The sequence below is a fragment of the Streptomyces fumanus genome (genome assembly GCF_014655295.1).
Lineage (GTDB): Bacteria > Actinomycetota > Actinomycetes > Streptomycetales > Streptomycetaceae > Streptomyces > Streptomyces fumanus.
The window spans coordinates 621128-648053 of the sequence record NZ_BNBI01000002.1; the positions used below are offsets into that span (position 1 = coordinate 621128).

Consider the following 26926-nt stretch of genomic DNA (forward strand, 5'->3'; position numbering starts at 1 on the left):
GGTGGTGCGGCGCTTCCGTACTGCGTTGCGCTGCGAGAAGGACTCTACAGGAGGGTGAGCCACTGGTCGAACTCACCCTCCGTAGGGGCCTCCTCACGGCGCCAGCGCGTCGATCGCCTTCACGATCCGCTTGTCGGAGACGGGGTACGCCGTGCCCAGCGCGTGCGCGAAGTAGCTGACCCGCAGCTCCTCGATCATCCAGCGGATGTCGAGCACCGCCCGCGGCACCGGCCGGCCGCGCGGCATCTGCTCCAGCAGCCACGCGTACTCGTCCCGCATCTCGTGGACCTTCTCCATCCGGGTGGTGTCCCGCTGGACGTTGGCCGGCATCTGCTGCAGCCGCCGGTCCACCGCGATCAGGTACCGCACCAGGTCCGGCAGCCTCTTCAGCCCCGCCTCCGTCACGAACCCGGGCTTCACCAGGCCGTCGAGCTGCTCCCGGACGTCCTGGAGGTTGGGCAGCAGCGCGGGGCTGCGTACGGCCTTCAGGCGGCGTTCGGCGGCCTGCCAGGCGGCGAGCACCTGCTGCACCTGGCCCACCGTGCGGACCGTCGTGTCGACGATCTCCGCGCGGACCTTGTCGTACAGCTTGCGGTAGGACTCCTCGTCCCACGCCGGACCGCCGAAGTCGGCGATGAGCCGGTCGGCGGCGGCCGTGGCGCAGTCGTCGAACAGCGCCTGGATGGAGCCGTGCGGATTGGCGGACAGGGCGAGCTTCTGCTGGTTGGTCAGCTTCTCGGACGCGAACTTCGCGGGGTTGACCGGAATGTTGCGCAGGATCAGCCGCCGGGTGCCCGTCCACATCGCCCGCGCCTGCTCGGCCTCGGTGTCGAAGAGGCGTACGGAGACGGTGTCGCCGTCGTCCACCAGCGCCGGGTACGCCTTGACCGGCTGGCCGGCCCGGCGGGTCTCGAAGACGCGGGTGAGGGCGCCGATCGTCCAGTCGGTGAGCCCGGAGCGCTCCAGCGCCTCCCCGCCCCGCCGTTCCGCCGTGGCCGCGGCGGCCTGCGACAGGGCCTTTCGGGCCTTGGGCTTGAGCCGGAGCTTGAGCGCCTCCAGGTCCTTGTCCTCGGCCAGCTTGCGGCGCCGCTCGTCGGTGATCCGGAAGGTGATCTTGAGGTGGTCGGGGACCTTCGACCAGTCGAAGTCCTCCGCCTCGAACGGCACGCCGACCATCCGCTTCAGCTCGCGGGCCATCGTCACCGTCAGCGGCTCCTGGAGGGGCACCGCCCGCTCCAGGAACGCCTTGGCGTAGTTCGGGGCCGGCACGTAGTGGCGGCGGATCGGCTTGGGCAGGGACCGGATCAGCTCGGTGACGACCTCCTCGCGCAGGCCCGGGATCTGCCAGTCGAAGCCCTCGTCGGTGACCTGGTTGAGGACCTGGAGCGGGATGTGCACGGTCACGCCGTCGGCGTCCGCGCCCGGCTCGAACTGGTAGGTGACCCGGAACTTGAGCGGTCCCTGCCGCCAGGAGTCCGGATAGTCGGCCTTGGTGACCGCGCCCGCCTTCTCGTTGATGAGCATCTCGCGCTCGAAGTCGAGGAAGTCGGGCTGCTCGTGGCGCTTGTGCTTCCACCAGGAGTCGAAGTGGGCGCCGGAGACGACGTGTTCGGGGATGCGCTGGTCGTAGAAGTCGAAGAGGGTCTCGTCGTCGACCAGGATGTCCCGGCGCCGGGCGCGGTGCTCCAGCTCCTCGACCTCGGTGAGCAGCTTGCGGTTGTCGGCGAAGAACTTGTGGTGGGTGCGCCAGTCGCCCTCGACCAGCGCGTTGCGGATGAACAGCTCGCGGCTGGCCTCGGGGTCGATCCGGCCGTAGTTCACCTTGCGCTGGGCGACGATCGGCACGCCGTACAGCGTGACCTTCTCGTACGCCATCACGGCCGCCTGGTCCTTCTCCCAGTGCGGTTCGCTGTAGGTGCGCTTGAGGAGGTGGCCGGCGAGCGGCTCCACCCACTCCGGTTCGATCTTGGCGTTGACCCGGGCCCACAGCCGCGAGGTCTCCACCAGCTCGGCGGACATCACGAACCGCGGCGGCTTCTTGAACAGGGCCGAGCCGGGGAAGATCGCGAACTTGGCGTTGCGGGCGCCCAGGTACTCGTTCTTCGCGCCGTCCTTGACGTCCTTCATGCCGACGTGGGACAGCAGTCCGGCCAGCAGCGACTGGTGGATCCGGTCGCCGGGGGCGTCGTCCTCGTTGAGGTGGATGCCCATCTGCTTGGCGACCGTGCGCAACTGCGTGTAGATGTCCTGCCATTCGCGGATGCGCAGGAAGTTGAGGTACTCCTGCTTGCACATCCGGCGGAAGGAGGAGGAGCCGCGCTCCTTCTGCTGCTCGCGCAGATAGCGCCAGAGGTTGAGGAAGGCGAGGAAGTCGCTGGTCTCGTCCTTGAAGCGGGCGTGCTGCTGGTCGGCCTGGGTCTGCTTGTCGGCGGGGCGTTCGCGCGGGTCCTGGATGGACAGGGCGGCGGCTATGACCATGACCTCGCGGGCGCAGCCGTTCCGGTCGGCCTCCAGCACCATGCGGGCCAGCCGCGGGTCGACCGGCAACTGGGCGAGCTTGCGCCCGGTCTCGGTGAGCCGCTTGCGGGGGTCCTTCTGGGCCGGGTCGAGGGCGCCGAGCTCCTGGAGGAGCTGCACGCCGTCGCGGATGTTGCGGTGGTCCGGCGGGTCGATGAACGGGAACTTCTCGATGTCGCCGAGGCCGGCCGCGGTCATCTGCAGGATGACGGAGGCCAGGTTGGTCCGCAGGATCTCGGCGTCGGTGAACTCCGGCCGGGCGAGGAAGTCGTCCTCGGAGTACAGCCGGATGCAGATGCCGTCGGAGGTACGGCCGCAGCGGCCCTTGCGCTGGTTGGCGCTGGCCTGCGAGATCGGCTCGATGGGCAGCCGCTGCACCTTGGTGCGGTGGCTGTAGCGGGAGATCCGGGCGAAGCCGGGGTCGATGACGTACTTGATGCCGGGCACGGTCAGCGAGGTCTCGGCGACATTGGTCGCCAGAACGATCCTGCGGCCGGTGTGCGGCTGGAAGACGCGGTGCTGCTCGGCGTGCGAGAGCCGCGCGTACAGCGGAAGGACCTCGGTGAAGCGGTACTTCTTCTTCTCCAGCGCGTCGGCGGTGTCCCGGATCTCGCGCTCACCGGAGAGGAAGACGAGGATGTCGCCCTGGCCCTCGGCCATCAGCTCCTCGACGGCGTCGGTGATGGCGGTGATCTGGTCCCGGTCGGCGTCCTCGCCGTCCTCCTCAAGCAGCGGCCGGTAGCGCACCTCGACGGGGTACGTCCGCCCGCTGACCTCGATGATCGGGGCGTCGCCGAAGTGCCGGGAGAAACGCTCGGGGTCGATGGTCGCCGAGGTGATGACGACCTTGAGGTCGGGCCGCTTGGGCAGCAACTGGGCGAGGTAGCCCAGCAGGAAGTCGATGTTGAGGGACCGCTCGTGGGCCTCGTCGATGATGATGGTGTCGTAGGCGCGCAGCTCGCGGTCGGTCTGGATCTCGGCGAGCAGGATGCCGTCCGTCATCAGCTTCACGAAGGTGGCGTCCGGGTTCACCTGGTCGGTGAACCGCACCTTCCAGCCGACGGCCTCGCCGAGCGGGCTGTCCAGCTCGTCCGCGACCCGTTCGGCGACGGTGCGGGCGGCGATCCGCCGGGGCTGGGTGTGCCCGATCATGCCCCGGACGCCGCGGCCGAGGTCGAGGCAGATCTTGGGGATCTGGGTGGTCTTCCCGGACCCGGTCTCACCGGCCACGATGACGACCTGGTGGTCGCGGATGGCGTCCGCGATCTGGTCCCGCTTCTGGCTGACGGGGAGCTGCTCGGGATAGCTGACGGCGGGGACCCGGGCCCGGCGTTCGGCCATGCGCTGGGCGGCCCGGTCGACCTCCGCCTCGATCTCGGCGAGGACGGCGGCGCGGGCCTCCGGCTTGCGGATCTTCCGGGCACCTTCCAGCCTGCGCCCGAGCCGGTGCGCGTCACGCAGCGACAGCTCGGTCAGACGGGGGGCGAGGGCGCCGAGGGTGGGGGCGGGATGCGTAGACATACGGGTTCCAGGATCTCATCCCGGCGAAAAACGTGGCGAACGCTTTTGCTCACACCCGCCGGCGCACGCCCGGACACACAAGAACCCCCGCCGGGAGACCCGACGGGGGTGGTTGTGGCTGGGGCCGGGGTCGAACCGGCGACCTTTCGATTTTCAGTCGAACGCTCGTACCAACTGAGCTACCCAGCCGCGAGGTTTCACGTGAAACCTCAGCGGTCCTGACGGGATTTGAACCCGCGGCCTCCACCTTGACAGGGTGGCGAGCACTCCAAACTGCTCCACAGGACCAAGCGTGTGTACGACAGTGTCGCACACCGTACTGCGTGCCCCCAACGGGATTCGAACCCGTGCTACCGCCTTGAAAGGGCGGCGTCCTAGGCCGCTAGACGATGAGGGCTATCGGCCCGCCTGGGCGCTTCTCAGCGCGTCGGGGACGTGAGAAGCATATGGGATGGCGGGAGCGATCGCCAAAACGGTTTACGGAGTCCTGGTCGCGGGCCGCGCGGAGGGGCTCGGCGAGCCCTCGCTCGGGGAGGGGGTGGCGCCGGGCTGGTTCTCCTTCGGCAGATGCCGGCTGACCTCCGCCGTCGTCAGGCCCAGGCCGCCCAGCTCGATCTCGTCCCAAGCCTGGAGGTGCCGGGTGCTCCGGTCGAAGTAGAGGATCGACGCCTGGATCGGGTCGGGGTACTCGCCCTCCACCGCGCGCAGCCCGCTGCCGCCGGTGGAGCCCTCGATGCGCAGCCGGGTGCCGTACTTCATGACCTCCGTGTCCTCGTGGTGGACATGGCCGGCCAGCACCAGCGGCACCTCGCCGTCCACCTCCCGGGCGGCCGAGGGCTCATGGGCGACGGCGACGTCCACCGGGGTGCCGGCCGCGCGCTGGTCGCTCAGGGCGGAGGCCAGCCGGGCGCCGGCCAGTTCCTGGGACGCCTCGGCGCCGGGCCGGTGGTCGCGGTCGGGGGTGAACTGGGGGTCGCCGATGCCCGCGAAGCGCAGGCCGGCCACCGTCCGGGCGGCGCCGTCGTCGAGGACGTGCACGTTCTTCAGGCCCTTGAGGTAGCGCTGGGTCTCCATCGAGTCGTGGTTGCCGCGGACCCAGACGTACGGGGCGCCGAGGTCCTCGATCGGGTCCAGGAAGCCGTTCTCGGCGGCCGAGCCGTGGTCCATCGTGTCGCCGGAGTCGACGATCACGTTCACCTCGTACTGCTCCACCAGCGAAGCGATGATCTTCCAGCTCGCCGGGTTGAGGTGGATGTCCGACACGTGCAGGACCCGGATCGTGGAGGGGTCCGGCTGGTAGGCGGGGAGCGTGGAGGTGACGTCGTACAGCTTGGTCACGTTCGTCACCAGGCGGGCCAGTTCCTTCTGGTAGACGTCGAACTCGGTGACGATGCTGCGGGCGTCGCCGACCAGGGAGGGCGCGGAGGAGAGCAGCCCGGAGAACTTGGGCTCCAGCACGGAGTCCGGCTTCCAGGTCGCGTACGCGGTGCCGCCCGAGGCGAGCAGCAGGGCGAGGGCGAGCCCGCCGGCGCCGAGGGCGCGGCGCGGCCGGCGGTAGACCGCGAGGCCGAGCGCGGTGGCGCCGGAGACGACGGCGACCCCGGAGCGCACCGCCAGGTCGAGGGTGCCCCGGGCGACGTCGTCGGCGACCTCGTCCTGGAGCCCGGAGAGGCGCTCGGGGTGGTCGACCAGGGCCTGCGCGCGCTCGGGGTCGAGCTGGTCGACGTTGACGTCCAGGCGGACGGGCGCGACATGGCTGTCCAGGCGGAGGGCGCCCAGCGGCGAGACATTGATCTTCGTGCCGCCGGTCACGGAGGGCCGCAGCGTCATGGTGGTGTCCATCGGGCCGACCGGCACCCGGACATTGCCCACCACCAGCAGGCCCAGCCAGGCGCCGAGCAGGACGACGGCGGTCAGGCCGAGGGCGCGGGCCCAGGGGTGCGGCCGGGCGGCCAGTGCGACCGGCGCGGCGGTCCGGCGGGCGCGGCGGCGCCGGGCGAGGCAGTGCGTGGTCTTGCGGGTGCGGTCGAGGACGTGCAGGACAGCGGCGGTGACGCGGGCCATTGGGCCCGTATGCCCAGGCCCGCCGGTGGATATGCGGGGCCTCCCGCGGCTCCGCACGGAGGTGTGGCGTACCCGACAATGGGCCTGTGCTGGAGATGACGCGCGAGGAGTTCGAGGAACTGGTCGCCGAGGCGCTGGACCGGATCCCGCCGGAGCTGACGCGGCTGATGGACAACGTCGCGGTGTTCGTGGAGGACGAGCCGCCGGCGGACGACCCGGAGCTGCTCGGGCTCTACGAGGGGACGCCGCTGACCGAGCGCGGGGAGTGGTACGCGGGGGTGCTGCCGGACCGGATCACCGTCTACCGGGGGCCGACGCTGCGGATGTGCGCCACGCGCGAGGAGGTCGTCGCGGAGACCGAGGTGACCGTGGTCCACGAGATCGCCCACCACTTCGGCATCGACGACGCGCGGCTGCACGCCCTGGGGTACGGATGAGCGGGCGCGTGTCCTCTCGCGGGCGGCGGGAGTTGGGTACCACGACTCCCTGACGCCCCGGAGGTGGCTGCCGTGCGCCCCTTGAACGTACCCGTCCGTCTGGCCGCCGCGGTCGTGGCGGTGGCCGCCGCCTCCGGTTGCATGAGCGTCGGTGACGACGGTCCGGGCGGGGGCGGGCGGCCCTCGCACTCCGCGGCGGAGCCCGGCGCCGGGGCCCCCGACGGCGGTTCCGCGACGGTCGGCGGCGGCACCGGGGTCGAGGCGGCGGCCACCGGCGGCCGGCCCGGCCGGGGCGGCAAGGACGGCAAGGGCGGCGGCAAGGACGGCAAGCGGCACGCGAAGGCGGGCGCGACGGGGAAGGACCCCTCGGACACCCCGTCGGCCGCCGGGCAGAGCTCCGGCGGCAAGGACGGGGACCCGACCCGGCCGGCGCCGCCGCGGACCGCCGCCCCCGAGCCGAGCCGTACGGCGGTGCCCGAGCCGACGCCGACCAGGGAGCCGCCCGCCTCGCCCACGCCGGAGCCGACCGTGGCCGAGCCGTCCTCCTCGGCGCACGAGCCGCCGGGACCGCAACTGGGGCAGCGGGAACCGGCTCCTCGGGCGGGGGCGCCGGTTTGAGGGGCGGGGTCTGAGGGGCGGTGCCTGAGGTGGGGCGCGGGTCTGAGGAGCGGTGTCTGAGGGGCGGTGCCTGGGGTGGGCCGCGGGTCTGAGGAGCGGTGTCTGAGGACCGGTGTCTGAGGTGGGCGTACCGCCCCGGGAGCCGGCGTTCCCGCAGCGGGTGTGCCGGTTCGGGAACCGGCGTTCCCGAGGCGGGCGTGCCGGTCCGCTTCGGGGGCCGCAGGGACCCGGTTTGCGTTCCGGGGGCAGGGGTGCGTATGCTGGCAGATCGTTTGATCCCATTTGCCCGGCGCCACCGCAGAGCGCGCCGTGTGGCGCGTACTCTCTCCCTTGCCGTGGTGGACCGCATAGAGGCGGTCGTATTGCGAATCGCGAATCACGGAGTTGACGGGCGCGTGCCGACGAGAGACTCCGGAAGGTTTCGCATTCGTATGTCCATCACCAGTACTGATCACGCCGTCGTGCCCGAGAACGACGCCGAGGACACCACCCCCGCCGTCGAGGCTCCCGAGGCCCCCGAGACGTCCTTCGCGGACCTCGGTCTGCCCGAGGGCGTCGTGCGCAAGCTCGCGCAGAACGGCGTGACCAGCCCCTTCCCGATCCAGGCCGCGACCATCCCGGACGCCCTGGCCGGCAAGGACATCCTCGGCCGGGGCCGCACCGGCTCCGGCAAGACCCTCTCCTTCGGTCTGCCGACCCTGGCCACGCTGGCCGGCGGCCGCACCGAGAAGCACAAGCCCCGGGCCGTCATCCTGACCCCCACCCGCGAGCTGGCCATGCAGGTCGCCGACGCGCTCCAGCCGTACGGCGACGTCCTCGGCCTGAAGATGAAGGTCGTGTGCGGCGGCACCTCCATGGGCAACCAGATCTACGCCCTGGAGAAGGGCGTCGACGTGCTGGTCGCCACCCCGGGCCGGCTGCGCGACATCATCAACCGCGGCGCCTGCTCCCTGGAGAACGTCGAGATCACCGTCCTCGACGAGGCCGACCAGATGTCCGACCTGGGCTTCCTGCCCGAGGTCACCGAGCTGCTCGACCAGGTCCCGGCGGGCGGTCAGCGGATGCTCTTCTCCGCCACCATGGAGAACGAGATCAAGACCCTCGTCGACCGGTACCTGAAGAACCCGGCCACCCACGAGGTCGACGCGGCGCAGGGCGCGGTGACGACCATGTCGCACCACATCCTGATCGTGAAGCCCAAGGACAAGGCGCCGGTCACCGCGGCCATCGCCTCCCGCAAGGGCCGCACCATCATCTTCGTCCGCACCCAGCTCGGCGCCGACCGCGTCGCCGACCAGCTCCGCGAGGCCGGGGTCAAGGCCGAGGCGCTGCACGGCGGCATGACCCAGGGCGCCCGCACCCGGACGCTGGCCGACTTCAAGGACGGCTACGTCAACTGCCTGGTCGCCACCGACGTCGCCGCCCGCGGCATCCACGTCGACGGCATCGACCTGGTCCTCAACGTGGACCCGGCCGGCGACCACAAGGACTACCTGCACCGGGCCGGCCGTACCGCCCGCGCGGGCCGTACCGGCACGGTGGTCTCCCTCTCCCTGCCGCACCAGCGGCGCCAGATCTTCCGGCTGATGGAGGACGCGGGCGTCGACGCCGGGCGGCACATCATCCAGGGCGGCGCGGCCTTCGACCCGGAGGTCGCCGAGATCACCGGCGCCCGGTCCATGACCGAGGTGCAGGCCGAGTCGGCGGGCAACGCCGCCCAGCAGGCCGAGCGCGAGGTCGCCCAGCTCACCAAGGAGCTGGAGCGCGCCCAGCGCCGCGCGGCCGAGCTGCGCGAGGAGGCGGACCGGCTGGTCGCCAGGGCCGCCCGCGAGCGGGGCGAGGACCCGGCCGTGGCGGTCGCCGAGGCCACCGTCGCCGCGTCCGAGGCCGTCGAGGTGTCGGTGCCGGAGCAGCCCGTGGCGCGGGACGTCGAGCGGGTGGAGCGTCCCGAGCGCACCGAGCGTCCGGAGGGTGCCTCCGCGCCGTACGAGCGGCGTGAGCGCCGCGACGACCGGGGCGGCTTCCGCCGCGACGACCGGGGTGACCGGGGTGACCGTGGCGGGCGTTCGTTCGAGCGCCGTGACGACCGGGGCGGTTTCAACCGGGACCGCGACCGTGACCGTGACCGTGGCTTCGACCGCCGGGACGACCGCGGCGGCGACCGTGGTGGCTTCCGCCGCAACGACCGCGACGACCGGGGCGGGCGTTCGTTCGAGCGCCGTGACGACCGGGGCGGTTTCCGCCGCACCGACCGTGACGACCGCGGCGGCTTCCGCCGGGACGACCGTGCCGACCGCGGTGACCGTGGTGGCCGTCCGTTCGAGCGCCGGGACGACCGGGGCGGCTTCCGCCGCGACGACCGTGCCGACCGCACCGACCGTGGCGGTGAGCGCGGCGACCGCGGTGGCCGTCCGTTCGAGCGCCGGGAGGACCGCGGTGGCTTCCGCCGCGACGACCGCACCGGTCACCGGGGCAGCGACCGTCCGTTCAACCGCGACCGCCAGGGCGACCGCCCCGGCTTCCGCTCGGGCGCCGGCGACCGTCCGTACGGCCGCCGCGACGACCACCGCGGTACGTCGTCCTTCGGCCGCCGCGAGGACAAGCCGCGCTGGAAGCGCAACGGCTGATCCCCGCCGGTAGCTGATAGCCGGTAGCCGGTAGCGAACGCCGTGGCCCCCACCCGATCCGGGTGGGGGCCACGGCGTTCCCGTGTGACGTGTGTCATGTCCCACCGGTGGGCATCGCTGGGGACATGACAGAAGACGCCCGAGCGAGCGCGCCGACGACGGACGAGGAACGCCTGGCCCAGCTCGGCTACACCCAGGTCCTGGCCCGCCGTATGTCGGCGTTCTCCAACTACGCGGTCTCCTTCACCATCATCTCGGTCCTGTCGGGCTGCATGACCCTCTACCTCTTCGGCATGAACACCGGCGGCCCCGCCGTGATCACCTGGGGCTGGGTCGCGGTGGGCCTGATGACGCTGGTCGTCGGCCTGGCGATGGCCGAGATCTGCTCGGCGTACCCGACCTCGGCGGGCCTGTACTTCTGGGCCCACCGCCTGGCGCCCCCGCGTACGGCGGCGGCCTGGGCGTGGTTCACGGGGTGGTTCAACGTGCTCGGGCAGGTCGCCGTGACCGCCGGCATCGACTTCGGCGCGGCGTCCTTCCTCGGCGCCTACCTGAACCTCCAGTTCGGCTTCGAGGTCACGCCCGGCCGCACGGTCCTCCTCTTCGCCGCCATCCTGCTGCTGCACGGGCTGCTCAACACCTTCGGCGTGCGCATCGTGGGCCTGCTGAACAGCGTCAGCGTGTGGTGGCACGTCGTCGGCGTCCTGGTCATCGTCGGCGCGCTGACCTTCGCGCCCGACCGGCACCGGCCGGCGTCGTTCGTGTTCGGCGAGTTCGTCAACAACACCGGCTGGTCCAGCGGCCCGTACGTGGTCCTGCTCGGCCTGCTCATGGCCCAGTACACCTTCACCGGCTACGACGCCTCCGCCCATATGACGGAGGAGACCCGGGACGCCGCCACGGCCGGCCCGCAGGGCATCGTCCGCTCCATCTGGACCTCCTGGATCGCCGGCTTCGTCCTGCTGCTGGGCTTCACCTTCGCCATCCAGTCCTACGAGGGTGCCCTGGACTCCCCGACCGGCGCCCCGCCCGCCCAGATCCTGCTGGACGCCCTGGGCGCGACGGCCGGCGAACTGCTCCTGCTCGTCATCATCGGCGCCCAGCTCTTCTGCGGCCTGGCCTCGGTCACCGCCAACAGCCGCATGATCTACGCCTTCTCCCGCGACGGCGCGCTGCCCTTCTCCCGCGTCTGGCACACGGTCCACCCGCGCACCCGCACCCCGGTCGCCGCGGTGTGGCTGGCCGCGCTGGCCGCCCTCGCCCTCGGCCTGCCGTACCTGATCAACGTCACGGCGTACGCCGCGGTGACCTCCATCGCCGTCATCGGCCTCTACATCGCGTACGTCGTGCCGACCCTGCTGCGGGTCCGCAAGGGCGCCGCGTTCGAACGGGGCCCGTGGCACCTGGGCCGCTGGTCCCGGCCGATCGGCATCCTGGCGGTCGCCTGGGTCCTGGTGATCACCGTCCTCTTCATGCTGCCCCAGGTCTCCCCGGTGACCTGGGAGACCTTCAACTACGCCCCGGTCGCCGTCCTCGTCGTCCTCGGCTTCGCGGCGACCTGGTGGCTGGCCTCGGCCCGCCACTGGTTCCTCAACCCCGACCACGAACGCACCCGCGCCCGCGCGACGGCCCACGCGAACGCCCCCGAGCCCCTCGACCCCTGACACCCCGCACCCCCGACAGGGCCGTGTCCCCGATACCCGATCGGAGTTGCGGCCACGTCGGGCTATGCTCGGGTTGGCACCATCGCCTGGGCCCTTAGCTCAATTGGCAGAGCAGTGGACTTTTAATCCATTGGTTGTGGGTTCGAGTCCCACAGGGCCTACGGAAGCGCCCCCAGCTCAGAGGTACTTCGAGCTGGGGGCGTGCCCGTTCTCCCCCCTCCGCGCCGCCATCTGCGGGGCTAGTGGGCGTTCTCCCGGTGCCTCGGGCACTGGCACGGCGGCCATGCCGACGCGAAATGGAACGGGTCGAGAGGCGTGCGCGCGGTGACGCGTACCTCGGGTCGCTGCTCGATCACGCGGCCGTCGCGGATGCGGGTGACGCGCATGGTCATCAGCCGCACCGGCTCCGCGGTCACCGGCCGCCCCCGTGGGCGCTGTGCCGGTGCCGGGCGAGGAGGACGCGTTCGTCGGTCGCGCGGGAGTAGTCGCGCTCTTCCGTGGCCTGCGCGGCGGATGCCTCGTGGCGCGCGCAGGTGGCGCAGTGGGGGGCTGCCGGGGTGGGTGCGGGTGTTTTGCGCTCGCGCACGTCGACTCCGTTCAGTCGTCCATGCCCGGGGCCGTTCGCGCGGCCGCCGGGGTTTCACGTGGACCACGACGCTAGAGCTGTGATGTGCGGCACCTCCAGTGATGTTCACGATTGTTCGCGGGATCTGTCTGCCGCAGGGTGTGCACCCCTTGGCGCCCTTGACCGGGGTAGACGCCGTCGGTCACGGTGTGAACATCCGTGCACACAGCGAGCGTCGGAGGTAGCGATGTCACTACGGTTCATCGGCATCGACCCCAGCACTGGGCAAGGAGAGAGCCCCACCGTGTGGGTCGACGAGCGCAGGGGCGAACTGGTCATCCAGGGATGGAAGCCGGACGCGGCTACGAACGCCGAGTGCGCCGCGTTCCAGGCGCCAGGCCACGCGGTCGGCATCCCTGACCACGAGCAGGTCGTCCGGGTCCCCGCCCGTATGGTGCCGATTCTCAGGGAGGCGTGTGATGTCGCAGAGCGTGCCGAGCTTCGCTGAACTTCTCGGTGGCGCCCAGCGGTCGGCCGTCCATCTTGAGATGAGGGACTGTTACAGCGTGGCCACGGAGGTCGACGCTTTCGCTCACTGGAAGGCCACGGGGCAGGCCGACGCCGACCCCGACTCGGAGTACTGGCGGCCATGGACCGACTTGATCCGCGGCCTCGTGACCCGGGGTGTGGTGGTGCGCCGGGCCCGCATCGTGTCTGAGCCGGTGAGCGACTACATCCGGTACGAGCACGCGGGAACGGCGGCGAACGTCGCGGCCGGTGAACAGGTCCGCTGGCTGCCGCGCCGCCGTGCCTCCGACATCGCGCTGCCGGGCAACGACTTCTGGCTGATCGACAACCGGCTCGTCCGCTGGAACCACTTCACCGGCGACGGAGCTTCCGCGCCGGGCGAGATCAGTGATGACCCGGCTGCCGCGCGGCTGTGCGCCACCGCCTTCGAGGCTGTGTGGAAACGGGCAGTACCGCACGACGAATACGAGATCAGGTAACCCGAAGGGTCCAGCAACAGCACATGGCCACCTCTCCGTCCTCCTCGGCCCAGGTCGCCCGCGAGCGCGTCGCGCGGCGGCTGCGGGAGCTGCGCGCCGACGCCGGTCTGACGGGCAGCGAGCTGGCCGGCCGCTGCGGCTGGACCCACCCCAAGACGTCCCGCCTGGAGAACGGCCGCACCCCGCCGACCCCCGAGGACATCCGCCGCTGGTGCGCGGCGTGCGGTGCTCCGGATCAGGCCGAGGACATCATCGCCCAGTCACGCGACGCCGAGTCGGCCTACACGGAGTGGCGCCGCCAGGTTCGTGCGGGGCTCAGGCGACTCCAGGACAGCTACGTCGACCTCTACCGGGCCACAGAACTCTTCCGCATCTACTCGCCCACCCTCGTTCCCGGCCTTCTCCAGACCGAGGGCTATGCACGAGCAGTACTGTCCAACGTCGCCGAGCTGCTCCAGATCCCCAACGACGCCGACCAGGCCGCCGCCGCCCGCCTAGAACGCTCGAAGATCGTGCACGAGCGCGGCCATCGCTTCGTCATGGTCATCGAAGAGAGCGTTCTCTACTACCGGCTCGGAAACGATGACGCCATGGCCGCACAGCTCGGTTACCTCCTCACGGCCGGCGCCCTCCCCTCGGTCTCCCTCGGCATCATCCCCGCCGCGACTCAGCAGCGCGCCCTGTGGCCGCAGGAACTCTTCCACGTCTACGACGACCGACTGGTCTCCGTGGAATTGATGACGGCCAGGGTCCAGGTCACCCAGCCGTCCGAAGTGGAGATGTACCTGCGGGCGTTCGAGCAGTTGCGCAGCATGGCCGTGTACGGCGCCGCCGCACGAGCCCTCGTCCTCCGGGCGATCGAAGCTCTGCGCTGACCCCTGGGCGCTTCGCCGTTCGTCGGCCGGGTGGTGCGGTCACCGGCGGAGGAACCCCAGCAGGTCCGCGTTGAACCGCTCCTTGTCGCCCGGCACCAGTGCGATGCCGTGGGAGCCGCCCTCGTACACCTTGAGTTCGGCGTCGCGGACGATCTCGGCGGTCTTGCGGCCCGTGGCGTCGAGCGGGACCACCTGGTCGTCGTCGCCGTGCACGACGAGGGTGGGGATGTCGAACTTGCGCAGGTCGTCCGTGAAGTCGGTGTAGGCGAAGGCGTCCACGCAGCGCACGCCGCCCTCGATGGTCTGCGCCATCGCCATGTACCAGAAGGCGTCCTTGTTGCCCTGGGTGACCCGGTTGCCCGGCCGGTCGGCGGAGAAGAAGCCCTCCGCGGTGTCCTTCCAGAACTGCGAGCGCTCGGCGACGATGCCGGCCTTGATGGACTCGAACACCTCCTCGGGGACGCCCTCGGGGTTGGTGTCGGACCTGACCATCACGGGCGGGATCGCGGACAGCAGCACCGCCGAGCGCAGCCGCACGGTGCCGTGCCGGCCGATGTAGCGGGCCAGTTCGCCGCCGCCCATGGAGTGCGCGACCAGGGTGACGTCCCGCAGGTCGAGGGAGGCGAGCAGGTCGTTGAGGTCGTCGGCGAAGGTGTCGAAGTCGTAGCCGTCCCAGACGGGCGTGGAGCGGCCGTGTCCCCGGCGGTCGTGGGCGATGCCGCGGAAGCCCGCGTCGGCCACGGCCTTGAGCTGGTCCTGCCAGGCGTCGCCGTTGAGCGGCCAGCCGTGGATGAACACCACCGGGCGGCCCTCGCCCCAGTCCTTGTAGAAGATGTCGACGCCGTCGCGGGTCGTGCAGACAGGCATGATCAACCTTTCGCTGGTGGTCCGCCCCGCCCCTGCGAGCAGGATCGCCCGAGCGCCCGGGAGCCACCATTCGAAGCGTCACTCTCGGTATCGGCGGTCCATGGGGCCGCGGCGTGCGACGGGCGTCAGCCGGTGGGCCGGTCCGGCCGGATCAGTCGGACGCGACGCACCGCTGCGTCTGCTCGATGGGCGCGATGAGGGCCGACAGGTCGATGAGGGCGGCGTCGAGCGTGTCCATGGGGTGGGCGAAGGTGACTTCGGTGGCCGGCGCGCGGCCGTAGCTGATGATCACCTTCTGGGTCCGGTCGGACCGAGCGCTGTCGATGACCCAGTCGACGCCGTCCACGGCGAAGCACGGGTCGGTGGTGGGCCCGGGTCCGGGGATGCCGCAGCGCAGGACGATGTCGCGGTCTCCCCAGACGACGACACCGGGTGAGCCGGTGCCGTGACGGGGCTGTCCCGCCAGTTCGCCGGGGGCGCTCCCGGTGATGCGACGGCACTGGGAGTCGCCGGCCTCGGCACCGGGCCGGATGTCGTACCCGGGGTCCCTGGCGACGAGGAAGGCGGCCGTCGCCGCGGCGGTCAGGACCAGGGCTGCCAGGGAGAGGGAGACGCGCTTGCTCAGCATGTTCAACGGTTCGTCTCCCGGCGGTACGGCGATGAGGACCGGACGGCACGTTATACGGCATGGAGTGAGGCCGGTCGTGCGAGGGGAGGGTGCGTGCCCTGTGCCGTGCGGGTGACATGCTCACCGGTCATGAAGACGCTACGGGCCTCAACTGCCGCTGTCCTTCTGCTCGCTGTGCTGGTGGGCTGCTCGGCGTCGCCGGGGCCCGAGGACGAGAGCCGTGGGGCCGCGCCGCTGAAGTCCTACGCGCCGGCCGACCGGGTCGCGATGCCCGAGCTGTCCGGGGAGAGCGTGGACGGTGACCGGGTGAGTCTGAAGGGGCTGCGGGGGAAGGTGGTCGTGGTCAACGCGTGGGCGTCCTGGTGCGGTCCGTGCCGCGCCGAGGCACCGGGGCTGTCACGGGTGCACGAGGAGCTGTACGACAAGGGCCTCCGGGTGATGGGGGTGAACGCGGACACCTCCGTCGGCGCGGCGCGCGCCTTCGAGAAGGAGACGCGGCTGGCGTACCCGAGCCTGCACGACCCGCGGGGCCGTCAGCTCCTCCGGTTGCCGAAGGGCCTGGTCAACCTCGCCGCGTACCCGTTCACGATCGTGGTCGACCCCGAGGGGCGGATCGCGGCGGCGCGGATCGGGGCGATCGGGGAGGCGGAGCTGAAGAGGGTCGTCCGGCCGTTGCTGCCGTCGTCCTGAGGCGGCGCGCCGTCGCCGGTGAGGGCGCGGCTCGGCCGGCCGGGGCGGGCGGTGGCTCTCGTAGCGTGGGGGATGTCCGTCCGTCCGAGCGACCGGAGTCCGTCCATGCCGCTTCCGTACGTCCTGCTGTCCGCCGCCGTCTCCCTCGACGGGTATCTGGACGACACCGGTCCCGAGCGGCTGCTGCTGTCCGGGCCCGCCGACTTCGAGCGGGTCGACGAGGTGCGGGCGGGGGTGGACGCGATCCTGGTGGGGGCGGGGACGATCCGGGCCGACGATCCGCGACTGCTGGTGCGCTCGGCCGAGCGGCGGGCCGCGCGGGTGGCGCGGGGGTGGGCGGAGTACCCGCTGAAGGTGACCGTCAGCGGGTCGGGGGAGCTGGACCCGGGGGCCGCGTTCTGGCACACCGGAGGGGAGAAAGTGCTGCTCACCACCGACGCGGGTGCCGCGCGGGCGCGTGCGCTCGGCATCGGTGCCGAGGTCGTGGCGCTCGGGGACGCCATCGAGTGGCGGGCGGCGCTGGAGCACCTGCACGACCGCCGGGGCGTGCGGCGGCTGATGGTCGAGGGCGGCGGCACCGTCCATACGCAACTGCTGCGGCAGGGCCTCGCCGACGAGTTGCAGCTCGTCCTCGCGCCGCTGCTGGTCGGCGACCCCGGAGCGCCCCGGCTGTTCGGGCCGGGCGGGTACCAGCGGGGCCGGCTGCGGCTGGTGGAGACGCGGCGGATCGAGGACGTGGTGCTGACGCGGTACCTGCCCACCGCGCCCGGCACCGACGGTGAGGTGTCCGCCGCCGACCGGCACTGGCTCGCCCTCGCCTGCGAGCTGGCGGAACTCTGCCCACCGTCCGGCACCGCGTTCAGCGTCGGGGCGGTCGTGGTCGCCGCCGACGGGACCGAACTGGCGCGCGGGCACTCCCGGGAGGGCGGGGACGCCGTCGTGCACGCCGAGGAGGCCGCCCTCGCCAAGATCGACCCGGCCGACCCCCGGCTCGCGGCCGCGACCGTGTACTCCAGCCTCGAACCCTGCGCCCGCCGCGCCTCCCGGCCCGCGCCCTGCGCCCGGCTCATCCTCGACGCGGGGGTGCGCCGGGTCGTCACCGCCTGGCGGGAGCCGGACACCTTCGTGACGGACGCCGACGGCAGCGGGCTGCTGCGCGCCGCCGGCACCGAGGTCCTCGTCCTGCCCGCGTACGAGGCACGGGCCAAGGCGCCCAACCGCCACCTGCTGGGCTGACGGGGCCGATCGTCCTGTCCGCGTACGAGGCGCGCGCCATGGCGCGCAACCGCCACCTGCTCGGCTGACGGGGCCGATCGTCCTGCCCGCGTACGCGAGGCGCGCGCCATGGCGCGCAACCGCCACCTGCTCGGCTGACGGGGCCGATCGGCCCAACCCCGCCTGCGGGGCGGTCCCGGCCCGGGCACGCTGCCAGGGAGCCGGCCGGAGGACACGCGGAGGTGGCCATGAGGGCAGTGGGCGGACGGGTGGCGGCGCTGGTGGCCGCGTCCCTGGTGGCGGGAACGGTCGCCGCGTGCGGGCAGGAGACGGGGCACCGGGCCTCGGTACGGGCGCTGCCCGCCGACGCCGAGTTCACCCACCCCGGCGTACTGGTCAGCGAGGCGCAACTGGACACCGTACGCAAGAACACGACCGCCGGGCGGCAGCCCTGGCTCTCCGCGTACCTGACCATGCGGGACAGCGCGTACGGGTCGTACCGGTACCGGGCCCGGCCCTTCCGGACCGTCTCCTGCCCCGCGGGGGCCGCGGCCGGGCGGGGCTGCGCGGAGGAGCGCGCGGACGCCATCGCCGCCTACACGCAGGCCCTGCTGTTCGCGGTCACCGGCAAGCGGCAGCACGCCGCGAAGGCCCGCGGGATCATGGACGCCTGGTCGGCGCGGCTCACCCGGCACACCGGGGAGAACGCCGGGCTCCAGGCCGGGTGGACCGCCTCCTCCTGGGCGCGCGCCGCCGAGCTGATCCGGCACACCCCGGGCGGGGGATGGCCCAAGGAGCGGGTGCGGCGGTTCGAGAAGATGCTGCGCACCGCCCACCTGCCGAAGGTGACCCGGAAGGCCCCCGACTTCAACGGCAACTGGGACCTGATCACCACCGACGGGGCGATCTCCGCCGCCGTGTTCCTCGACGACCGCAAGACGTTCAACGACGCCCTGCAGCGGTTCCGGGAGCGGGTGCCCGCCTACTTCTACCTGGAGAAGGACGGCAGACTGCCGCTCACCCCGGCCGGCAGCAGCATCGACACCCCGAAGCGGCTCACCGCGTACTGGTTCAGGCAGACCACGTACAAGGACGGCGTCACCCAGGAGACCTGCCGGAACTTCGCGCACGTCGGCTACTCGATCGCCGCCACCGCGCACATCGCCGAGACCGCCTGGCACCAGGGCGTCGACCTGTACGGCGACGGCGTCGAGGAACGGCTGCGGGCCGCGCTGGAGCTGCACGCCGCCCAGCAGATGTCCCCCGGGCCCGCGCCCCGGTGGCTGTGCGCGGGGAAGGTCGAGCGGAACCTGGGGCCCGACCTGGAGGTCGCCCTCAACCACCTGGAGAACCGGCGCGGGCTCTCCGTGCCCGCCGCGCACCGGCTCGCCGCCGCCACCCGGCCCGCCGGCACCGACGACCTGTTCGTCTCCTGGGAGACCCTGACCCACGCCGGCAACCCGGGCCGCTGAGCACCGATGTGCCGACCGCCCCGGACATGACGTACACTGGTGACACAACGACGCGGGGTGGAGCAGCTCGGTAGCTCGCTGGGCTCATAACCCAGAGGTCGCAGGTTCAAATCCTGTCCCCGCTACTGAAGGCCGAGGGCCGGAATCCGAAAGGGTTCCGGCCCTCGGTGCGTTCCCGTTCCCGGCCTTGAGGACCGGGCCCGTCACCCGTCCGGCCACCCACCGCTCGCCCCCCGCCCCCGCCGCCGCGACCCTGGACGGACGGACGGGACGGGAAGCGGCGCGACGGCATGGGTGGCGGGAGACGAGTGGTGCGGCCTGGTGACGTGGACGAGGGACCGTACGCCCGGGCCGGCGGCCGGCTGCCCGGCGATCCGGTGCCCGACCCGGGCCTCGGCGATCCGGTGCCCGACCCGGGCCTCGGCGACGCCCCGGCCGTACCGGCCCGGAGCCGGTGGCCGGCCTGGGGCCGGGCCTTCGTACGCCTGCTGCCCGTGCTGCTGATCGCCGTCGCCGTCGCGTACGACTGCCTCACCCCGCGCTACTTCACCGCGGGCCCCCTCTACACCGCCGCGCCCCTGGTCGCCGCGCCGCTGTACTCCCGGCGCGGCACCCTGCTCACCGGGGTCGCCGTGGTCGCCGCGGTGATCTCGCTCCAGGTCACCTACGGCGTCGCCCACTACGCCGACTCCATCACCGAGCTGGTCACCATCACGACGGTCGCCGGACTCGCCGTCTTCGTCAACTCCTTCGTCCGGCGCACCGACGAACGGCTCGCCTCCGCCCGCGAGATCGCCGAGGCGGCCCAGCGCGCGGTGCTGCCCGAGCCCGCCGAACGGATCGGCGGCTTCGAGATCGCCGCCTGCTACGAGGCGGCGCAGGCCGACGCCTTCATCGGCGGCGACCTGTACGCCGTCCAGGACAGCCCGCGCGGCATCCGGATCATCGTGGGGGACGTGCGCGGCAAGGGCATGGGCGCGGTCGCCGCCGTCGCCGTGGTGATCGGGGCGTTCCGGGAGGCCGCCGAGCAGGAGGCGACGCTGGAGGCGGTGGCCCAGCGGCTGGAACGGGCGCTGGCCCGCGAGGGCACCCGGCGCGAGGGACTGGACGCCTTCGAGGGCTTCACCACCGCCGTGCTCGCCGAACTCCCGCACGGCGACGGCACCGTCCGCATCGTCAACCGCGGCCACCCGCCGCCCCTGCTGCTCTACGCCGACGGCACCCTGCGCGCGCTGGCCGCCCGGGAGACCGCGCTGCCGCTCGGCATGGGCGAGCTGGGCGTCTGGCCCGACCGGGCCGACGAGGCCGCGTTCCCCGGCGGGGCCACGCTGCTGCTCTACACCGACGGCGTGACCGAGGCCCGGGACGCGCGGGGCGTCTTCTACGACCCCGAGGAACGGCTGGCCGGCCGCTCCTTCCGGCACCCCGCCGACCTCCTCGACGCGCTCGCCGAGGACGTACGGCGGCACTCCGGGGGCGGCATGGCCGACGACATGGCGCTGCTCGCCGTACGACGGCCGTGATCCTCGTCACGTACGGTGACGGTGCGACCGCCGTCCGCTGCCCGGCCGATGCGCCGTCAGGCGGCGGGAGGACGGTGATCCGGGGTCAAGTCGCCCTGATTTCGCCGCCGGTGCGGCCTTGGTCGTGTCGAAATCGTTAATGATCAAGAGGAATGGCTTGGAATGGAGGGCCGGGGTCTATTAACGTTCGATAACGCAGCGCGGTCGTCCCAGCCGTCACAGAAGGCGGCTCCGCGCGCACGCGCCGAATCCCGCGAGGGAACCGGGGAACCACCACCTTGGGGTGAATCGGGCGTATACGGCAGTGGCCCACACGGCACGTATACGCGCGTAGGAGACCTTCCCGCTCCGAACCCGTCAGCTAACCCGGTAGGCGGAGACGGAAGGAAAGGAGCACGCCCACGTGGCGTCCAACCGGCCTGCCCCCGAGGCCCCGTTCGTGCCGACCCAGCGTGAGACCGAGACCGGCGGCTACGGCGACTTCCGCACCGGCGAAGGGTTCCTGGACGATCCTTCCGGCGGTCCGTTCGAGGAGTGGAACCCCACCGCGGACTCCGTGCGTCCCGTGCGCGGCCGGCACCGCGTCGCCAAGCAGCGCGGCGGGCTCGCCCGCAGCTCCACCGTTCTCGGCGTCGGTGTCATAGCCGCCGTCGGCGCCGGCGGCATGGCCAGCGCGCAGACCGGCAAGGCGCCGGTGTCCATCTCCCTGCCCGACCTGCCGAACGTCGGCTCCCTCATCTCCGACGACGAGGAGGAGGAGAACCGGACCGCCGAGGCGACGGCCGCACCGCTCAGTACGGTCGGCGTCGCCGCCGCCGAGGGCGAGCGGGGCACCACCGCCGGCGAGGCGCTGCGCGCCCGGATCATGGCGCAGGCCGAGCAGCAGCAGGACCAGGTCGCGAGCAAGGCCGCCGCCCAAGCCGCCGCCGCTGCCGCGAAGAAGGCCGCGGCGGACGCCGCCGAGGCGGAGAAGGCGGCCGCCGCCAAGGCCGCCGCCGCCAAGAAGAGGGCGGCGGCACAGGCCGCGAAGAAGGCCGAGGCCGCCCGGCTCGCCGCGCTCGCCGCGCAGTACGCGCTGCCGACCTCCTCGTACACCCTCACCTCCACCTTCGGGCAGGCCGGCCCCTACTGGTCCTCCGGCTACCACACCGGCCTCGACTTCGCCGCGCCCACCGGCACACTGATCAAGGCCGTGCACAGCGGGACCATCACCGAGGCGGGCTGGGCCGGGGCCTACGGCTACCGCACGATCCTCACCCTCGACGACGGCACCGAGATCTGGTACTGCCACATGTCCTCGATCAGCGTCAGCGTCGGCCAGAAGGTCAGCACCGGCGACATCATCGGCCGCGTCGGCGCCACCGGCAACGTCACCGGCGCCCACCTCCACATGGAGGTCCACCCCGACGGCGCCGACTCCGGCGTCGACCCGCTGGCCTGGCTGCGGGGCAAGGGCCTCACCCCCTGACCCGAGGTCACGGACGGTACGGGGCGTACTGCTGGTACGGGGGATACAGCGCCGGCTGGCCGTAGCCGCCGTACACCGGCCAGGGCGGCGCGGTCACCGGCACCGGCGGGGCCGTGGCCCGTGCCGCGTGGTCCAGTGCGGGGCGGGCGAGGGCGTGCCGGTGCCACAGCTCCAGCAGCAGCTCCCGCTCCCGTACCGGGAAACCGGCGCCCGCCCGGCCGGTGCGGGCCCGGTGCCGCAGGAACGCCAGCGAGGTCGCGTACGCCTCGTACTCCGCGACCGTGCGCGCCGCCGCCCGCCCGGCGTACCGGCGGGCGTACCGCCGCGCGGCGCGCCGCGCCCGCATCGACCCCAGCGCGTACGGCTCGGCGGGCCCCAGCCAGCCGGCCACCGCGTAGACCGGCAGCTCCTCGCGTACGGTGATCAGCTCGCGCTGCCGGGTCCAGACGGCGAGCCAGGTCAGCAGCGCGAACGCGGGCACCATGAAGGTCGCGTACACCGCGAGGAAGCCGTACTGGCCGAGGGACGAGGAGCCGTTCCACAGGGCGTGCGTGCCCATCGCCAGCAGCAGGCCGGTCAGCGGCAGCAGCACCCGCCGCGGCCGGCGGCCGTCGGGGCGCAGCGCGGCGAGGCCGAAGCCGATGCCGGTGAGCACCGTGAACAGCGGGTGCGCGAACGGCGACATGACGATCCGGACGAAGAAGGTCGCCGCGGTGACGGAGGCGATGCCGGTGTCGCCGGTGAGCTGGTCGGTGCCGAAGGCGTTGCCCAGGTAGAGGATGTTCTCGGTGAACGCGAAGCCGGTCGCGGTCACCCCGGCTATCACCACGCCGTCGACGATCCCGGTGAAGTCCCGCCCCCGGAACAGGAAGACCAGCAGCACCGCCGCGGCCTTCGCGGACTCCTCCACGACCGGCGCTATCACGGTGGCGCCCAGGGTGTCGGCGGAGGCCGGGTCGGCGGTGGCCGTGGCGATCCAGCGGGTGGCGAAGCTGTTGGCGACGATCGCTATCAGGGCCGCCGCGCAGGCGCCCCAGGCGAAGGAGAACACCAGGTTGCGCCAGGGGCGCGGCGCCACCCGGTCCAGCCAGCGGAAGGCGGCCAGCAGCAGCGGCACCGGCAGCACGGCCAGCCCCAGGCCGACCAGGAAGCCCTCGGTGCCGGTCTGCTCGCGCACCAGGGCGAGGATCACCAGGCCGGACAGGGCGAGCAGGGTGGTCAGGGCGGCGTACCGCACCCAGGGGCGCTGCCACCAGTGGGGACGCGCCGCGCCGCGGGGCGGGGCGCCGGGGGGACCACCGGGGGGTGCGGGGCAGGGGGGAGTGACCACGGCATCGATCCTGACGAGACGGGGGCGCCGCCCGGGCTTCAGGCGCCGGTGGGGGGCTGGTCCTGGTGTCGATGATCCACCGGGTGCGGTACGCGGCGGAAGAGCAGGTCGTTCACCACATGACCCTTGTCCAGTCCCTGGCCCTCGAAACGGGTCAGCGGACGGTACGCGGGACGCGGTGCGAAGCCGCCGTCGGGCCGGGTGTTCTCGAACGCGGGGTGCGCGGTGAGGACGTCCAGCATCTGCTCGGCGTACGGCTCCCAGTCGGTCGCGCAGTGGACGAGCGCGCCCGGCCGGAGCCGGGTGGCGGCCAGCGTCAGGAACTCGGGCTGGATGAGGCGGCGCTTGTGGTGCCGCTTCTTGGGCCAGGGGTCGGGGAAGTAGACCCGCAGTCCGGCGAGGGAGTCGGGGGCGAGCATTTCGCGCAGCAGGATGATCGCGTCGCCGTTGCCCACCCGGACGTTCTCCAGGCCCTTGCGGTCGGCGAGCGCCAGCAGATTGCCCTGGCCGGGGGTGTGCACGTCCACGGCGAGGATGTTGGTGCCGGGGTCGGCGGCGGCCATCTCGGCGGTGGCCTCGCCCATGCCGAAGCCGATCTCCAGCACCACCGGGCGGTCGTTGCCGAACAGCTCGGTCAGGTCCAGGACCCGCTGTCCGTCGATGTCCAGCCCCCATGTCGGCCACAGTCTGCGCAGGGCGTCCGCCTGGCCGGCGGTCACCCGGCTGCGCCGGGGCTGGAAGCTGCGGATGCGCCGCTCGAAGTGGGAACCGGCGGGATCGGGCGCGGGACCGTCCGGGAAGCGCGGCTCGCCCTTGGGGCGGGCGGGCGCGGGGGTGGTGCGGGTCGGCTCGGGGGTGGTCCGGGGCGGCTCGGGGGCGGACCGGCCCGGCTCGGGTGGGGTGGGGTGCGGGTGCGGGTGTTCAGACACGATGGGTCCGATTTTACGGGCGGCGCGACGGCAGGGGGTCGTCGGCCAGCGCCGTCAGGGCCCGGCGGGCCACCTCGCGGCCGATCGGGAGGGCGGCGGTGGCCGCCGGCGACGGCGCGTTGAGCACGTGCACCGCGCGGGGGGTCTCCCGGATCAGGAAGTCGTCCACCAGGGTGCCGTCGGACAGCACCGCCTGGGCGCGCACCCCGGCCGGCGCCGGCACCAGGTCGTCCTCCGTCACCGCGGGCAGCATCCTGCGCACCGCCGCCGTGAACGCCGCCTTGGACAGCGAGCGGCGCAGCTCCCCGCCGCCGTACCGCCAGTGCCGGCGGGCGATGTGCCAGGAGCCCGGCCAGGCCAGCGTGGCGCCCAGCTCACGGGGGCGGATCACGCCCCAGCCGTACCCCTCGCGGGCCAGCGCCGGGACCGCGTTGGGCCCAAGGTGGACGCTGCCGTCGATGCCGCGGGTGAGGTGCACGCCGAGGAACGGGAACGCCGGGTCCGGCACCGGGTACACCAGTCCCCGCACCAGCTCGGGGCGGGCCAGCTCGTAGTACTCCCCCCGGAACGGCACGATCCGCATCCCGGGGTCGTCGCCGGTGGCGCGGGCGATCTCGTCGCAGTGCAGCCCCGCGCAGTTGACCATGACCCGGCCGCGGACCACCTCCCCGGACCGGGTGCGGACGGCGACGCCGAGGCCGGGTCTGCGGTCCACCCGCAGCACCTGGCTGCCGTAGCGGATCTCCGCGCCCGAGGCGTCGGCCAACTGCCGGGCGACCGCCACGTAGTCGCAGGTGCCGGTGGTCGCGACGTGTATCGCGGCCAGGCCGCGGACGGCCGGTTCGTACTCCGCGATCTGGGCGGCGCCCAGCTCGCGCACCGGGATGCCGTTCTCCCGGCCGCGCTGCACCAGGGCGTGCAGGCGGGGCAGCTCGGCGCGCTCGGTGGCGACGATCAGCTTGCCGGTGACGGCGTGCGGGATGCCGTACTCGGCGCAGAACTTGACCATCTCGGCGGCGCCGCGCACCGCGAAGCGGGCCTTGAGGGAGCCCGGACGGTAGTAGATGCCGCTGTGGATGACGCCGCTGTTGCGCCCGGTCTGGTGGCGGGCCGGGCCGGGCTCCTTCTCCAGCACGGTGACCCGGGTGCCGGGCGCGGCGCGCGTGATCGCGTACGCCGTCGACAGGCCGACGATCCCGCCGCCGATCACCAGCACGTCGCAGTCGTATCCGCCGTGTCCGCGGTATCTGCCGTGTCCGCCGTGTTCGCCGTGTTCGTCGTGTCTGCCGTGTTCGTCGTGTCCGCTTGTCGGCCGCACCTGCTCCACCTCCCGGGTCCGATAGTGCACTGCGCCACTGACAATGCCCTCAAACCCGCGAGCGCCCGGCCGGGTCAGGCGGGTGCCATCAGCAGCGGGCGGGCGCGCTCGCGCAGCTCGGCCACGCGGGGCTCGTCGCCGTAGGGCTCCAGGCGGTGCAGGAGGTCCTTGACGTACTCGGTGGTGCGCGCGGAGGAGATCCGCCCGGCCACCTCCACCGCGCGCACGCCCTGCTCACAGGCGGCGTCCAGGTTGCCCGACTCCAGCTCGGCGACGGCCGACACCACCAGCCGCAGGCCGTGCGAGCGGACGAACTCCTCGGTGGGCTGGGACAGCGCCTGCTCGGTGAAGCGGCGGACCTGGCGGGGGGCCTTCAGGTCGCGGTAGCACTCGGCGGCGTCGGCGGCGAACCGGTCGTAGCCGTAGAAGCCGAGCCAGCTCGGGTCGCTGTCGCCGGGGCGGGCCCGCTCCAGCCAGCTCTCGGCCGCCTTCAGCGCGGCGCCGGCCGCCTGGGCGTCACCCGCGCGTGCGTGCGCCCGTGCCTCCACCAGGCGGTAGAAGCTCATGGTGCGGGCGGTGGCCAGGCCCCGGTTGCGCTCCACGGCGGCCTGCGCGAGGTCGACGCCCTCGTCGCCGAAGCCGCGGTAGGTGGCCTGGAGCGACATCGATGCCAGGACGTACCCGCCGAGGGGGACGTCGGCCGCCGCGCGGGCCAGGCGCAGCGCCTGGATGTAGTAGCGCTGGGCGGCCTCCTGCTGGCCGGTGTCGAAGGCCATCCAGCCCGCCAGCCGGGTCAGCTCGGCCGCCGCGCCGAACAGGGCGCGGCCCACCTCGTCGGAGTAGGCGCCGAGCAGCAGGGGGGCCGCCTCCACCCGTAAGCACTCGGGGACCATGGAGGAACGCCAGTCGCCGCCGCCGTACTTGGAGTCCCAGCGCCGCGCGTCCTCGGCGGCCTCGCGGAGCTTCTGGACGTCGCTGTGGCCGACTTTGAGCGGTGTGCCGGAGCCCTCGACGGGGCTCGCGTCGCGCGCCACCGAACTGTCGGCCGGGGTTATCAGCCACCGGGAGGCGGGCGTCGCGTAGGCGCTCACCGCGAAGGAACCGGCGAGCGACTGCCAGATGCCGCCGGAGCCCGCGCGGCGGCCGGCGAGGTCGAGCCGGTACAGCTCGGTGGCCGAGCGCACCGCCTGGCCGACGTCCCGGGGAAAGGCGAGGCCCACTTCGGGCGCGGGGTCCGCGTCCGCCAGGCCGATCTCGTGCAGCGGCACCGGGCGGCCGAGCTTCTGGCCGATGGCGGCGGCGATGAGGTGCGGCGCGGCGCCCTGCGGCACCATGCCCTTCGACACCCAGCGGGCCACCGACGTCTTGTCGTAGCGAAGCGTCAACCCGCGCTGGGCGCCAAGGTCGTTGACGCGTCGCGCGAGGCCGGCGTTGGAGATTCCCGCGAGGGCGAGAACGGCGCCGAGTTTTTCGTTCGGCCCGCGTTGCTCCCTGGACATGCGCCACCCCTCGACACAGACGGCTGCCGCGCTGGCATAACCACGCGGCATTCGTAAACCCAGCGTAGTTCGCCGCATCCCAAGCGTTAAGG

The 26926-nt window shown here is 72.8% G+C and carries 21 protein-coding genes, 5 tRNA genes and 1 riboswitch; of the genes, 14 read left to right on the top strand and 12 right to left on the bottom strand.

Annotated elements, in window-relative coordinates:
* Nucleotides 1-93 precede the first annotated feature (93 nt).
* From hrpA to IE316_RS07075, 5 genes are all read right to left on the bottom strand, one after another.
* Complete coding sequence (hrpA, locus tag IE316_RS07055) at nt 94-4038, bottom strand: ATP-dependent RNA helicase HrpA (RefSeq protein ID WP_190203238.1); 3945 nt, start codon at nt 4036-4038, stop codon at nt 94-96.
* A 115-nt stretch (nt 4039-4153) separates the two neighbouring features.
* Nucleotides 4154-4227 (bottom strand) — tRNA-Phe (locus IE316_RS07060).
* A gap of 24 nt (nt 4228-4251) precedes the next feature.
* Nucleotides 4252-4326 (bottom strand) — tRNA-Asp (locus IE316_RS07065).
* 36 nt (nt 4327-4362) lie between these two features.
* Nucleotides 4363-4435: transfer RNA gene (locus IE316_RS07070), tRNA-Glu, on the bottom strand.
* An 80-nt stretch (nt 4436-4515) separates the two neighbouring features.
* Nucleotides 4516-6102 carry a metallophosphoesterase family protein gene (locus IE316_RS07075; RefSeq protein ID WP_190203239.1) on the bottom strand — a complete coding sequence of 529 codons (1587 nt, stop codon included), beginning with the start codon at nt 6100-6102 and terminating at the stop codon, nt 4516-4518.
* A gap of 86 nt (nt 6103-6188) precedes the next feature.
* Here IE316_RS07075 and IE316_RS07080 point away from each other — a divergent pair, with 86 nt between their 5' ends.
* The 5 genes from IE316_RS07080 to IE316_RS07100 all read left to right on the top strand — a co-directional run bounded on the left by IE316_RS07080 (nt 6189) and on the right by IE316_RS07100 (nt 11609).
* Nucleotides 6189-6539: a metallopeptidase family protein gene (locus tag IE316_RS07080; RefSeq protein WP_190203240.1), complete on the top strand. Its 351-nt coding sequence runs from the start codon at nt 6189-6191 to the stop codon at nt 6537-6539.
* A 72-nt stretch (nt 6540-6611) separates the two neighbouring features.
* Nucleotides 6612-7157 (top strand): hypothetical protein, encoded by a 546-nt coding sequence (locus IE316_RS07085; RefSeq protein ID WP_190203241.1) that lies wholly within the window; start codon nt 6612-6614, stop codon nt 7155-7157.
* A 431-nt stretch (nt 7158-7588) separates the two neighbouring features.
* Complete coding sequence (locus IE316_RS07090) at nt 7589-9784, top strand: DEAD/DEAH box helicase (protein ID WP_190203242.1); 2196 nt, start codon at nt 7589-7591, stop codon at nt 9782-9784.
* A gap of 125 nt (nt 9785-9909) precedes the next feature.
* The gene (locus IE316_RS07095; RefSeq protein WP_190203243.1) at nt 9910-11448 is read left to right on the top strand and encodes an amino acid permease; all 1539 of its coding nucleotides are present in this window, start codon (nt 9910-9912) and stop codon (nt 11446-11448) included.
* Between the two features lie 88 nt (nt 11449-11536).
* Nucleotides 11537-11609, top strand: a tRNA-Lys gene (locus tag IE316_RS07100).
* A 251-nt stretch (nt 11610-11860) separates the two neighbouring features.
* Here the strand turns inward: IE316_RS07100 and IE316_RS07105 are convergent.
* Nucleotides 11861-12034 carry a hypothetical protein gene (locus tag IE316_RS07105; protein WP_190203244.1) on the bottom strand — a complete coding sequence of 58 codons (174 nt, stop codon included), beginning with the start codon at nt 12032-12034 and terminating at the stop codon, nt 11861-11863.
* A gap of 226 nt (nt 12035-12260) precedes the next feature.
* Here IE316_RS07105 and IE316_RS35360 point away from each other — a divergent pair, with 226 nt between their 5' ends.
* Genes IE316_RS35360 through IE316_RS07115 form a run of 3 tightly spaced genes read left to right on the top strand, consistent with a single transcriptional unit; the run spans nt 12261 to nt 13895 of the window.
* Nucleotides 12261-12521, top strand: coding sequence for a hypothetical protein (locus IE316_RS35360; RefSeq protein ID WP_229910225.1), 261 nt, complete (start codon nt 12261-12263; stop codon nt 12519-12521).
* Nucleotides 12493-13020, top strand: coding sequence for a DUF6879 family protein (locus IE316_RS07110; RefSeq protein WP_190203245.1), 528 nt, complete (start codon nt 12493-12495; stop codon nt 13018-13020). The genes IE316_RS35360 and IE316_RS07110 overlap by 29 nt, the downstream gene beginning before the upstream one ends.
* A 23-nt stretch (nt 13021-13043) precedes the next feature.
* Nucleotides 13044-13895 (top strand): helix-turn-helix domain-containing protein, encoded by an 852-nt coding sequence (locus tag IE316_RS07115; RefSeq protein ID WP_190203246.1) that lies wholly within the window; start codon nt 13044-13046, stop codon nt 13893-13895.
* 39 nt (nt 13896-13934) lie between these two features.
* Here IE316_RS07115 and IE316_RS07120 read toward each other — a convergent pair whose 3' ends face one another.
* Both IE316_RS07120 and IE316_RS07125 read right to left on the bottom strand, forming a co-directional pair.
* A complete protein-coding gene (locus IE316_RS07120) occupies nt 13935-14762 on the bottom strand; it encodes an alpha/beta fold hydrolase (protein ID WP_190203247.1) in 828 nt (275 codons plus the stop codon).
* A 151-nt stretch (nt 14763-14913) separates the two neighbouring features.
* The gene (locus IE316_RS07125; RefSeq protein ID WP_190203248.1) at nt 14914-15390 is read right to left on the bottom strand and encodes a DUF3515 family protein; all 477 of its coding nucleotides are present in this window, start codon (nt 15388-15390) and stop codon (nt 14914-14916) included.
* A gap of 129 nt (nt 15391-15519) precedes the next feature.
* On the opposite strand from IE316_RS07125, the gene IE316_RS07130 reads away from it, so the two are divergent.
* From IE316_RS07130 to IE316_RS07155, 6 genes are all read left to right on the top strand, one after another.
* Complete coding sequence (locus tag IE316_RS07130) at nt 15520-16080, top strand: TlpA family protein disulfide reductase (protein ID WP_190203249.1); 561 nt, start codon at nt 15520-15522, stop codon at nt 16078-16080.
* A gap of 105 nt (nt 16081-16185) precedes the next feature.
* A complete protein-coding gene (locus IE316_RS07135) occupies nt 16186-17316 on the top strand; it encodes a dihydrofolate reductase family protein (protein WP_190203250.1) in 1131 nt (376 codons plus the stop codon).
* Between the two features lie 227 nt (nt 17317-17543).
* Nucleotides 17544-18767: an alginate lyase family protein gene (locus IE316_RS07140; RefSeq protein WP_190203251.1), complete on the top strand. Its 1224-nt coding sequence runs from the start codon at nt 17544-17546 to the stop codon at nt 18765-18767.
* A 51-nt stretch (nt 18768-18818) separates the two neighbouring features.
* Nucleotides 18819-18892 (top strand) — tRNA-Met (locus IE316_RS07145).
* Nucleotides 18893-19078: 186 nt separating this feature from the next.
* Nucleotides 19079-20290 carry a PP2C family protein-serine/threonine phosphatase gene (locus IE316_RS07150; protein ID WP_229910226.1) on the top strand — a complete coding sequence of 404 codons (1212 nt, stop codon included), beginning with the start codon at nt 19079-19081 and terminating at the stop codon, nt 20288-20290.
* Between the two features lie 232 nt (nt 20291-20522).
* Nucleotides 20523-20681, top strand: a riboswitch (cyclic di-AMP (ydaO/yuaA leader).
* Nucleotides 20682-20693: 12 nt separating this feature from the next.
* On the top strand, nt 20694-21758 hold the full coding sequence (locus IE316_RS07155; RefSeq protein ID WP_190203253.1) for a M23 family metallopeptidase: 1065 nt from the start codon (nt 20694-20696) through the stop codon (nt 21756-21758).
* A 7-nt stretch (nt 21759-21765) separates the two neighbouring features.
* Here IE316_RS07155 and IE316_RS07160 read toward each other — a convergent pair whose 3' ends face one another.
* From IE316_RS07160 to IE316_RS07175, 4 genes are all read right to left on the bottom strand, one after another.
* Complete coding sequence (locus tag IE316_RS07160; protein WP_190203254.1) at nt 21766-23088, bottom strand: PrsW family intramembrane metalloprotease; 1323 nt, start codon at nt 23086-23088, stop codon at nt 21766-21768.
* A gap of 38 nt (nt 23089-23126) precedes the next feature.
* Nucleotides 23127-24017, bottom strand: a complete 891-nt coding sequence (trmB, locus tag IE316_RS07165) for a tRNA (guanosine(46)-N7)-methyltransferase TrmB (RefSeq protein WP_190203255.1) — start codon at nt 24015-24017, stop codon at nt 23127-23129.
* Nucleotides 24018-24030: 13 nt separating this feature from the next.
* A complete protein-coding gene (gene lhgD, locus IE316_RS07170; protein ID WP_190203315.1) occupies nt 24031-25233 on the bottom strand; it encodes an L-2-hydroxyglutarate dehydrogenase in 1203 nt (400 codons plus the stop codon).
* Nucleotides 25234-25409: 176 nt separating this feature from the next.
* Nucleotides 25410-26834, bottom strand: a complete 1425-nt coding sequence (locus IE316_RS07175; RefSeq protein ID WP_190203256.1) for an NsdA family TPR-like regulatory protein — start codon at nt 26832-26834, stop codon at nt 25410-25412.
* Between the last annotated feature and the right edge of the window lie 92 nt (nt 26835-26926).